Consider the following 9,170-nt stretch of genomic DNA (forward strand, 5'->3'; position numbering starts at 1 on the left):
TCAACCTCCCGGGCGGACACGGTGTGCTGCGCTGGGCCCGGCGACTGCTGGTCGGCTCGCTGCTCATGGGCGTCCTGGTGGTGGGCGGCACCGCCGTGCGGGTCTGGCAGGTGGCCCGCATCGACGACTACACGCCCGCCGACGCCATCGTGGTGCTGGGCGCGGCCCAGTACGACGGCACGCCCTCGTCGGTGTTCGAGGCGCGACTCGACCAGGCGTACAAGCTGTTCCGCAAGCAGATCGCGCCCATGATCGTCACCGTGGGCGGTAAGCAGGTCGGTGACAATTACACCGAGGCGGCATCGGGCAAGAACTATCTGAAAGACCGTGGCGTGCCGGAAGGTCGGATCCTGGCCGTCGAAACCGGTTCCGACACCCTGCAGAGCGTGGAGGCGGTGTCGAGAGCGCTACTGGCGCGCGGCAAGTCGTCGGTGGTGCTGGTCAGCGACCCCTGGCATTCGCTGCGCACCCGCACCATGATGCGTGACGCCGGGCTGGCCGCCTGGACCGCGCCCACTCGAACCGGCCCGGCGGTGTACACCCGGGAATCGCAGGCGCACGGCATTTTCCGCGAGACCTTCGCCTTGCTCTGGTACCAGCTGACCCATTTTTCGGCGGATTTCAAATACACGGCGGATCAGTGAGTGATGAACGCGCGTATCGACTATGACGGTGTGTACTCCGAAGCCGATCGGGAACGAATGGTGCCCGAAACCGAGCGGACCGCGGGACTGAGCTGGTCGCCGTGCCCGGCCCGGCGGAGTGAATTCGCGCGAGATCGGGCGCGGGTGCTGCATTCCGCGGCGCTGCGACGTTTGGCGGACAAGACGCAGGTAATGGGTCCGCGCGACGGGGACACACCGCGCACGCGGCTGACCCATTCGCTGGAGGTCGCCCAGATCGGCCGCAGCATCGCCGACAGCCTGGGCTGTGATCCCGATCTGGTGGATCTGGCCGGGATGGCGCACGACATCGGCCATCCGCCCTACGGCCACAATGGCGAGAAGGCACTCGACCAGTTCGCCCACGCGCACGGCGGTTTCGAGGGCAATGCGCAGAACCTGCGCATCCTCACCCGGCTGGAGCCGAAGGTCATCGACGATCAGGGGGTCAGCTTCGGGCTCAACCCGACCCGGGCCGCACTGGACGCCGTCATCAAATACCCCTGGGGCAGAACGGGTCCCGGCTCCAAGTTCGGCGCGTACGGGGTCGACATGGAGCGCCTGGACTGGGTCCGCAAGGGTGCGCCGGATCGCAGCCAGTGCCTGGAATCGCAGATCATGGACTGGTCCGACGATGTCGCGTACTCGGTGCACGATGTCGAGGACGGGGTGATCGTGGGCCGCATCGATCTGCGGGCGCTGGCCGACCCGGTCGAACAGGTCGCGCTCGCGGAACTCGGTGCGCGTCAGCATCCTTCGCTGACACTGGAGGAACTGGTCGCCGCCGCCCAGCGGCTCTCGGAGATGCCGGTGGTCTCCGCCGCCGCCGAATACGACGGCTCCCTGCGCGCCTCCGTGGCCCTGAAACGACTGACCAGCGACCTGGTGGGCCGCTTCGCCACCGCCGCGGTCGAGGCCACCCGCGCCGCCTGGGGCGGACGCCAATTGTCGCGCTACACCGCCGATCTGGAGGTGCCGCGCATCGTGGCGGCCGAGGTCGCGGTGCTCAAGACCATGGCGCTGCGCTACGTGCTCTCCGACCCCATCCACCGGGTGCGCCAGGCCGGGCAGCGCGAACGCATCCTGCTGGTCGCCGACCGGCTGCTGGCCGCCGCTCCGCACGGGCTGGACCGGCTGCTGCTGCCGTGGTGGGAGGCGGCCGGCGACGATACCGCACGGGTGCGGGTGATCGTCGACCAGATCGCGTCCTACACCGAGAGCCGCCTGGAACGGGTCGCCGCCGCGATACCCTGAATCCGGTGGAACCGGCGGCAGGGGGTGCGATGTCACGCGAGGTGGACGGCATGGTCGACCTGGATCGGTACCCGCTGGACCGGAGGTCGGTGGCACGGCTGCGCGAGGTGATCGAGCGGTCGCAGGCGGACTTCCTGGTCAGCGGTGTCACCGTGCTGCCCGAATTCCTGCGCCCCGCCGCGGTGACCGAGATGGCCGCGGATGTGCTCTCCGACGGGCTGGGCGACGCCATGCGGTTCGAGTACACCGTCGCGTGCGACCGGATTCCGGACTCCTCGCCGCTGAAGGCGCTCTACCACTGGGAACCATTGCGGGAGTTCGTGTCCTACCTGGTGGGGGAGCAGGCGTACCGCTCGGCCGACGAGCTGGGGGCCATGACGGTGCAGATCCACGAGAACGGGGATGCGCAGGACTGGCACTACGACATGTCCGATTACACGGTGATGCTGCACATCGTCGCGCCGGAGCGGGGCGGGGCGCTCGAATACATTCCGCTGCCCGGGGCTTTCATCGAGCGCGGGGGTGGGCTGCCCATGCGGCATCGGCACATGGTGAGGATGCTGCCGACCGTGCCGGGGACATTGGTGCTGCACGCCGGGCGGCGATCACGGCATCGGGTGACGCCGGTGCAGGGGGAGATTCCGCGGGTGAGCGTGCACATGGCGTTCAATGCACAGCCGGGGCAACGGCTCAACGCACACGTGCGGCGGCATCTGTTCGGGCGCGAGGAGTGATGCTGACGCCTCGGGTCTCGCGGGGCATGCGTCCGCACTGGCTCCGAATCGGGAGGCCCGCTGATCAGTTCGCGGTATGCATGGCCACATAGTGCGCGATGCATTCGCCCGGCGGGCCGTCGGCCACGATGCGGCCCTCGTCGAAGACCAGCACCCGGTCGAAGTCGGCGAGCAGGTCCAGATCGTGTGAGACCACTATCAGCTGCTGCGGAAGTTCGTGCAGCAGACGGGAGACGCGGCGGGTGTTGCGCAGGTCGAGCAGCGTGGTGGGCTCGTCGAACACGACGTACTTCGGTCCCACCGACAGCACCGCGGCGATCGCGAGCAACTGCTTCTGCCCGCCGCTGAGCAAATGCGCCGGATGGTCGCGGAATTCGGTGAGACCGTATTCGGCGAGGGTCGCGCCGACGCGGTCCGGGATCTCGGATTTGGCGACGCCGTGGTGCTTGAGCCCGAAGGCCAGATCCTCGGCGACCGTCGGCATGACGATCTGCACATCCGGATCCTGGAAGACGAATCCGACCAGTTTGCGAACGGCCCTGCCCTGCTTACGGGTATCGAGCCCGTCGACCCGCACTCGCCCGTCGGTGGGCACCTGCAGCCCGTTGAGCAATCGCGCGAATGTGGACTTTCCGGACCCGTTGGAGCCGATGACGGCAATCCGGTTCTCGCTCAGACACAGATCGAGGTCGCGCAGCACCTCACGCTCCCCGAACCGATGCGAGACGCCGTCGAGTTCGATCATGCCCGCGCCGGAATCATGGGGTACGCCCTTTTGACCGCTACCGCGGCCAGCGAGCCGATCACGGTCTTGACCACATCGCCCGGCAGGAACGCCACCGAGGTGGTGATCGCCTTGCCCAGCGAGATGTGCGCGGCCGCGGCCATCCACGGAATGCCGATGGCGTACAGCACGATCGCACCGCCCAGAAAATTGATCAGCAGGGCGATGGGCAGGTTGTAGTACCGCCACAGGCGTTCGGTGAGCAGCCCGATCACCAGTGCGCCGATCGGATAGGCGATCACGAAGCCACCCGTCGGGCCCATGATCACCGACAGCCCGCCGCGCCCGCCCGGCAGCACCGGCAGGCCGGCGAAGACCAGCACATCGAACAGCAGGATGGCCAGCGCACCGCGCTTGGCGCCCAGAATCGACCCGGCCAGGATGACGCCCAGGGTTTGTGAGGTGAACGGCGCGAAGGCTCCCGGCAGCTGAATGAGCGGGAAGAATCCCAACACCACCATGATTGCCGCGAACAGCGCGATCTGCGCCAAATCCCTACTACGCACCGGGGCATCCTAAATGGCCGCGGTTCGAACCCCTCAGTCCAGGCCGCGGGCGTCCAGCGCCTCGCCGACCCCGTCGGCCATGCGGAGTGTGCGGATCAGTAGCGGAACCAGGAAGACCGTGCTGCGCTCGATGCCGCGGGCGCGCTGGGCCGAGCGCACGAGTTCGGCCTGGTCACGGATGACGGGGATGAATCGGATGGTCATGGCGACCAGCAGGCCCACACGTTCGGGACGGACGCCCAGCGGCCGGAGCGGACCGAGCGCCCGCTCGATGGTCTCGACCATGGCCGAGGTGCGTGTGGTCAGTGTCACCAGATTGGCCAGCAGGACCAGTGTGAGCAGCCGCTCGCCGACCAGGATCGCGGTGTGCCAGCCGGTGAAGATCACCTGCGCGACCACGATCAATACGAGAAACGGAGCCAGCCCGAGTACCTGCCGCCCGGTCGTCCGCCACGGAATCCGCGCGACCGCATACAAACCCAGCACCACCGCCAGCGCGACCCCCACCCACACGATCGACGCCACGAAGAACAACGCCGTCCCCGCAACCGCCAGCACCAGCACCTTCACCCCGGCCGGCACGGCATGCACCGGCGTCCGGGCATCGTGATAGAGGCTGAGCACCGATAGATCCTCGCACCCCGGTCCTATAGTTAGTCGTTGGGGACGGGACAACTGATTTCGCTGCGAGTGGGGTAACTCGTCGGGTACGTCCGAAATTTTCGTGGCACCCGACCGCCGGCACGCGTGTGGAACCGGCAACGGCTCCTAGCTGTGCGCCGAAGTTTCGGGGAGGCGGGGGAGCGCGCTGAAGTCTCGGGGAGGCGGGGGAGCGCGCTGAGGTCTCGGGGAGGCGGGGGAGCGCGCTGAAGTTTCGGGGAGGCGGGGGAGCGCTAGACTCGCTGCGTGGCAGGCCGACTTCCTGACCGCGATATCGCGGCGATTCGTGAACGTGTCCGGATCGAGGATGTCGTGGGTGAGTACGTCACTCTCAAGCGCGCCGGCGCCGACTCCATGAAGGGCCTGTGCCCCTTCCACGACGAGAAGTCCCCGTCCTTCCATGTGCGCCCCAATCACGGCGTCTTCCACTGCTTCGGCTGTGGTGAGGGCGGCGACGCCTTCGCCTTCCTGCAGAAGATCGAGCACGTCGGTTTCGTCGAGGCGGTCGAGCAGCTGGCCGACCGCATCGGCTACAAGATCAACTACGAGGGCGGCGGCACCTCCGTGCAGCGCGACCGCGGCACCCGCTCCCGCCTGGTCGCCGCCAATGCCGCGGCACACGAGTTCTACATCTCCCAGCTCGGCGAGCCCGGCGCGGAAGCGGCCCGCAAGTACCTCACCGACCGCAACTTCGACCACAACGCCGCCCGCCAGTTCGGCTGCGGCTACGCCCCCGGCGGCTGGGACACGCTCACGAAACACCTGCTGCGCAAGGGTTTCGACTTCAAGGAGCTGGAGGCCGCGGGCCTGTCCAAGCAGGGCCAGCGTGGCCCCATGGACCGCTTCAACCGCCGCCTGCTGTGGCCCATCCGCAACCTCGGCGGCGAGGTCATCGGCTTCGGCGCGCGCCGCCTGTACGACGACGACACCATGACCGCCAAGTACATCAACACCTCGGAAACGTTGCTGTACAAGAAGTCCCAGGTGCTGTTCGGTCTCGACCACGCCAAGCGCGAGATCGCCAAGGGCCACCAGGCCGTCGTCGTCGAGGGCTACACAGACGTCATGGCAATGCACATGGCCGGTGTCAAGACCGCTGTCGCCTCCTGCGGCACCGCCTTCGGCGACGAGCACCTCGCGATCCTGCGCCGCCTGCTCATGGACGACAACTTCTGGCGCGGCGAGATCATCTACACCTTCGACGGCGACGAGGCAGGCCAGGCCGCCGCCCTGAAGGCCTTCTCCGGCGACCAGAAACTGGCCGGCCAGACCTACATCGCCGTGGCCCCCGACGGCCTCGACCCCTGCGAACTCCGCCAGCGCAATGGCGACGGCGCGGTCCGCGACCTGGTCGCCCGCCGAGTCCCGTTGTACGAGTTCGTCATCCGTGGTCTGCTCGCCGAACACAATCTGGATTCCCCCGAGGGGCAGGTCGAGGCGCTCCGCCGTGCCGTCCCCGTCGTCTCGCAGATCAAGGACTTCGCCCTCCGCAAGGCGTACGCCACCAAACTGGCCGGCTGGGTCGGCTGGGACGACATCCAGCAGGTCGTCCGCCGCGTCGGCGATGAAGCCCGCAAGGGCGCCCGCACCGGCGCCAAACCCGGCATCCCCGAACGCCGAGCGCGCCAAGAGGTCACCGAGCACCCCGCCGCCCGCCCCAACCCCCACGACCCCACCCTGCTCCCGCAGCGCCAAACCCTCGCCGCCGCACTGCAATACCCCGCCTTCGCGGGCCCCGTCTTCGATGCCCTGGAGCCGGAAGCCTTCACCCAGCCCGCCTACATCGCGATCCGCGCCGCCATCGCCGAGGCCGGTGGCACCGCCAGTGGCCTGACCGGTGCGGAATGGGTCGCCTCGGTCGCCGACAACACCGAAGACCTCACCCTGCGGGCCCTGGTCTCCGAGCTGGCCGCCGAACCCCTCCCGGTGAAGTCCGCCGACGACATCCCCCGCTTCGTCACCGGCGTCCTGGCCCGCACACAGGAGTCCTGGGTCGGCCGCCAGATCGCCGAACTGAAGTCCAAACTCCAGCGCATCTCCTCGACCGAACAGCCCGACGGCTACATGGCCCTGTTCGGCGACCTGGTCGCCCTGGAGCAGTACCGGAAGAGCCTGCTGACCCAGGCCATGGGCAACTCGGGCGACTTCGCGGTAGGCCGCTGACGCCGCTCTTGCTGTAGCGGCGGGCGGCTCTCACTCGGTGGCAGCTGGCTCTCACTCGGGTGGCTCGCCGCCCGAGTCCTGGACGTGCTGCGTCTCCGGGCACGACACATAGACCTGCCGACTGTTGATCGGCAGGTTCCTGGTTCGAATCCGGATGGGGGAGGCCCCAATCCGTCAGCGGCGCAGTTGATCCTGCGGCACGAGGATGGTGGTGCGCTCATCCAGCGGCACCATCGGTTCCAGCTTCGGCTGGGTGCTCAGCTTGTCCGCGAGCTTCTGCCGCCCCATCATCACGACCTTCCGTGTGACCGGGCTCTCGCTGATCGCGCGGGTCGTCTTACTGATCTGCTCGTACCGAGCCCGCCCGGCCTTTGCGCCCAGCACATACCCGGCCGCAACACCGATGAACAACCGCAGCATCCCGAGAAGCTCCTCCCATAGACCAGCCTGCCCCCACATCCTGCCCGACCCCACCCCCACCTGTCGATCCGGTACCCCACCCAGATCCCCGCAGGTAGAGCCGCGATTTGGGAACTGTACAACCGATACGCTAAAGTTTTCTCCGGCCGGTCCGAGAGGGTCAGCCAGGGAAACAATCCCCTATAGCTCAATTGGCAGAGCAGCCGACTGTTAATCGGCAGGTTTCTGGTTCGAGTCCAGATGGGGGAGCTCAAACCCCCGATCGGTATTCCGATCGGGGGTTTTCTCTTTTCTGCGCCGGGGTGGCCAGCGATGCGCATTCGACCGATGCTGCGACTATTTTGAGCCGGATACCTCCGGGCTGTCGGCGAGGTGTCGGCCACCGCGGTTCGGGTGATCTCTCGCCGACCTTTCGTAGGTCCGTCGGCGGCGAGCGCCCGCCCCTGAACAAGGTCTCGACCTCGGGATCTGCCCGGTCACCCCAGGCCGACATCCCTGCGGCGGAATGTCCACGGAGTGTCGGGTGTTTACGAGTTTCGACCCGATTCGACCGGCCCCTCGAGGAGATCGAATGTCCAGTTCCGCCCCTCTCGTCGACTCGACCACCGACTTCGGCGTAAAAGTCGCCAAACACCTGGCTCAGGACACCGTGATCTGGCTGACCACCGTAAGCCCCAGCGCCACACCGCAACCCAACCCGGTCTGGTTCCAATGGGCCAAGGAAGAGTTCCTGATCTTCACCCAGCCCGGCACCCCCAAATTGCGCAATATAGCTGCCAATCCACGGGTTTCACTGAACCTCAATTCCACCCCCACCGGCGGCGACGTCATCGTCCTCACCGGCACAGCCCGTGTCGACACGAACGGTGCCACCGCCACCGAACTCGACGCCTTCGTCGAGAAGTACACCGACGGCCTGGTCGACATAGGCATGACCAGAGACCAGTTCTTCGCCGACTACTCGATCCCGGTACGCATTACCCCCGATCGTCTGCGCGGCTTCTGACAACAGATTGCGCAACGGTTCCCTCGACCCGTGGCGCTCGCCCGGATCGGAGGAGGTCCCCAGTGGCCGTGCAGTGGGCCGGAGGCGCTATTTCAGCCGCGGCCGAGAAGTGTCCGCCGTTGATCTGCAGGATCTGTCCGGTGGTCCATCCGGCCTCGGGCGAGGTGAGGTGGGTTATGCCGGAGGCGATTTCATCGGGTGTTCCGGCCCGGCCGAGCGGGATCTGAGAGATTCGGTCGGCTTCGAGTTCCGGCGTCAACCGCTCGGCCCAGAATTCAGTGGCGGGCACGAATCCGGGAGCGACGACATTGACGGTGATCCCTTGAGGCGCCAGCTGTTGCGCGAGACCCAGGGCCCAGCCGTGGACTGCGGCTTTCGCGGCCCCATACGGGCCGGCTCCGCATAGCGCGGCAATCGAACTCACCGACACGATCCGCCCGCCGGGCTGGCTTATATGCGGGATCAACGCCTCGGTCAGCAACACCGCGGTCAGCACGTTCAACCGGAACGCCTCGGTGTAGGCGGCCGAAAGGCCATCGAGATCGCCAGGCGTGACCGTCGGGTTGCCGCCCGCATTGTTGACCAGGATGTCAACGCGCCCTTCTGCCGCAATCTGTTCCACGAGCGCCCGAACCTGATCGGGCGCGGTGAGATCGGCGGTCGCGGTGGTGACCAGGTCCGCCCCGATCCCACTATTGATCTCCCTGGCCGCGGCTTCCAGCACAGCCGCCCGTCGCCCGACGACAGTCACCGCCACCCCATCGGCCGCCAGCCGCCGCGCCACTGCCTTCCCGATCCCGGTCCCGCCGCCAGCATCATCTTCCCTCCGCTGATCGATGAATAATGCTCAGCCTGAACCTACTTCACGCCGGGGCAACTGCCTAAGCCTCGATCCACCGATGGGCTTGTGCCCGTCGGTGTTTGATCAATGAGAAAAGTGTCCTTCGAGCTGGGATGATCACTGTTGTCTAGGCAATGATC

Annotated in this window: 10 protein-coding genes and 1 tRNA gene; 6 read left to right on the forward strand and 5 right to left on the reverse strand. The window is 67.1% G+C overall.

The genetic code is table 11. The annotated features are described in order from the left end of the window. Positions 1 to 65: 65 nt before the first annotated feature. Genes ABZ909_RS26630 through ABZ909_RS26640 form a run of 3 tightly spaced genes read left to right on the forward strand, consistent with a single transcriptional unit; the run spans position 66 to position 2,650 of the window. Complete coding sequence (locus ABZ909_RS26630; protein WP_357004418.1) at positions 66 to 644, forward strand: YdcF family protein; 579 nt, start codon at positions 66 to 68, stop codon at positions 642 to 644. Positions 645 to 647: 3 nt separating this feature from the next. Further along, entirely contained in the window at positions 648 to 1,916 is a 1,269-nt protein-coding gene (locus tag ABZ909_RS26635) for a deoxyguanosinetriphosphate triphosphohydrolase (RefSeq protein WP_357004368.1), read from the forward strand. A gap of 29 nt (positions 1,917 to 1,945) precedes the next feature. Continuing rightward, a complete protein-coding gene (locus ABZ909_RS26640; RefSeq protein ID WP_357004371.1) occupies positions 1,946 to 2,650 on the forward strand; it encodes a hypothetical protein in 705 nt (234 codons plus the stop codon). A 64-nt stretch (positions 2,651 to 2,714) separates the two neighbouring features. Here the strand turns inward: ABZ909_RS26640 and ABZ909_RS26645 are convergent, their stop codons facing one another. The 3 genes from ABZ909_RS26645 to ABZ909_RS26655 are packed head-to-tail and all read right to left on the reverse strand — an operon-like array spanning position 2,715 to position 4,564. After that, positions 2,715 to 3,395: an ABC transporter ATP-binding protein gene (locus tag ABZ909_RS26645; protein WP_357004374.1), complete on the reverse strand. Its 681-nt coding sequence runs from the start codon at positions 3,393 to 3,395 to the stop codon at positions 2,715 to 2,717. Beyond that, positions 3,392 to 3,940 (reverse strand): biotin transporter BioY, encoded by a 549-nt coding sequence (locus ABZ909_RS26650; RefSeq protein ID WP_357004377.1) that lies wholly within the window; start codon positions 3,938 to 3,940, stop codon positions 3,392 to 3,394. Before ABZ909_RS26650 ends, ABZ909_RS26645 begins: the two co-directional genes overlap by 4 nt. Positions 3,941 to 3,973: 33 nt before the next feature. Then, positions 3,974 to 4,564: an energy-coupling factor transporter transmembrane protein EcfT gene (locus ABZ909_RS26655; RefSeq protein WP_357004380.1), complete on the reverse strand. Its 591-nt coding sequence runs from the start codon at positions 4,562 to 4,564 to the stop codon at positions 3,974 to 3,976. A 282-nt stretch (positions 4,565 to 4,846) separates the two neighbouring features. Here ABZ909_RS26655 and dnaG point away from each other — a divergent pair, with 282 nt between their 5' ends. Next, positions 4,847 to 6,763, forward strand: coding sequence for a DNA primase (dnaG, locus tag ABZ909_RS26660; RefSeq protein WP_357004383.1), 1,917 nt, complete (start codon positions 4,847 to 4,849; stop codon positions 6,761 to 6,763). 174 nt (positions 6,764 to 6,937) lie between these two features. Here the strand turns inward: dnaG and ABZ909_RS26665 are convergent, their stop codons facing one another. Continuing rightward, positions 6,938 to 7,183 (reverse strand): hypothetical protein, encoded by a 246-nt coding sequence (locus tag ABZ909_RS26665; RefSeq protein ID WP_040863090.1) that lies wholly within the window; start codon positions 7,181 to 7,183, stop codon positions 6,938 to 6,940. 176 nt (positions 7,184 to 7,359) lie between these two features. Here ABZ909_RS26665 and ABZ909_RS26670 point away from each other — a divergent pair. Together ABZ909_RS26670 and ABZ909_RS26675 are read left to right on the forward strand one after the other, a co-directional pair. After that, positions 7,360 to 7,432 (forward strand) — tRNA-Asn (locus ABZ909_RS26670). 322 nt (positions 7,433 to 7,754) lie between these two features. Next, positions 7,755 to 8,189, forward strand: a complete 435-nt coding sequence (locus tag ABZ909_RS26675; protein ID WP_357004386.1) for a TIGR03667 family PPOX class F420-dependent oxidoreductase — start codon at positions 7,755 to 7,757, stop codon at positions 8,187 to 8,189. Here the strand turns inward: ABZ909_RS26675 and ABZ909_RS26680 are convergent. After that, positions 8,161 to 9,027 carry an SDR family oxidoreductase gene (locus tag ABZ909_RS26680; protein WP_357004421.1) on the reverse strand — a complete coding sequence of 289 codons (867 nt, stop codon included), beginning with the start codon at positions 9,025 to 9,027 and terminating at the stop codon, positions 8,161 to 8,163. The two genes, ABZ909_RS26675 and ABZ909_RS26680, sit on opposite strands and share 29 nt — an antisense overlap. Positions 9,028 to 9,170: the final 143 nt, after the last annotated feature.

The organism is Nocardia sp. NPDC046763 (assembly GCF_040645495.1).
Lineage (GTDB): Bacteria > Actinomycetota > Actinomycetes > Mycobacteriales > Mycobacteriaceae > Nocardia.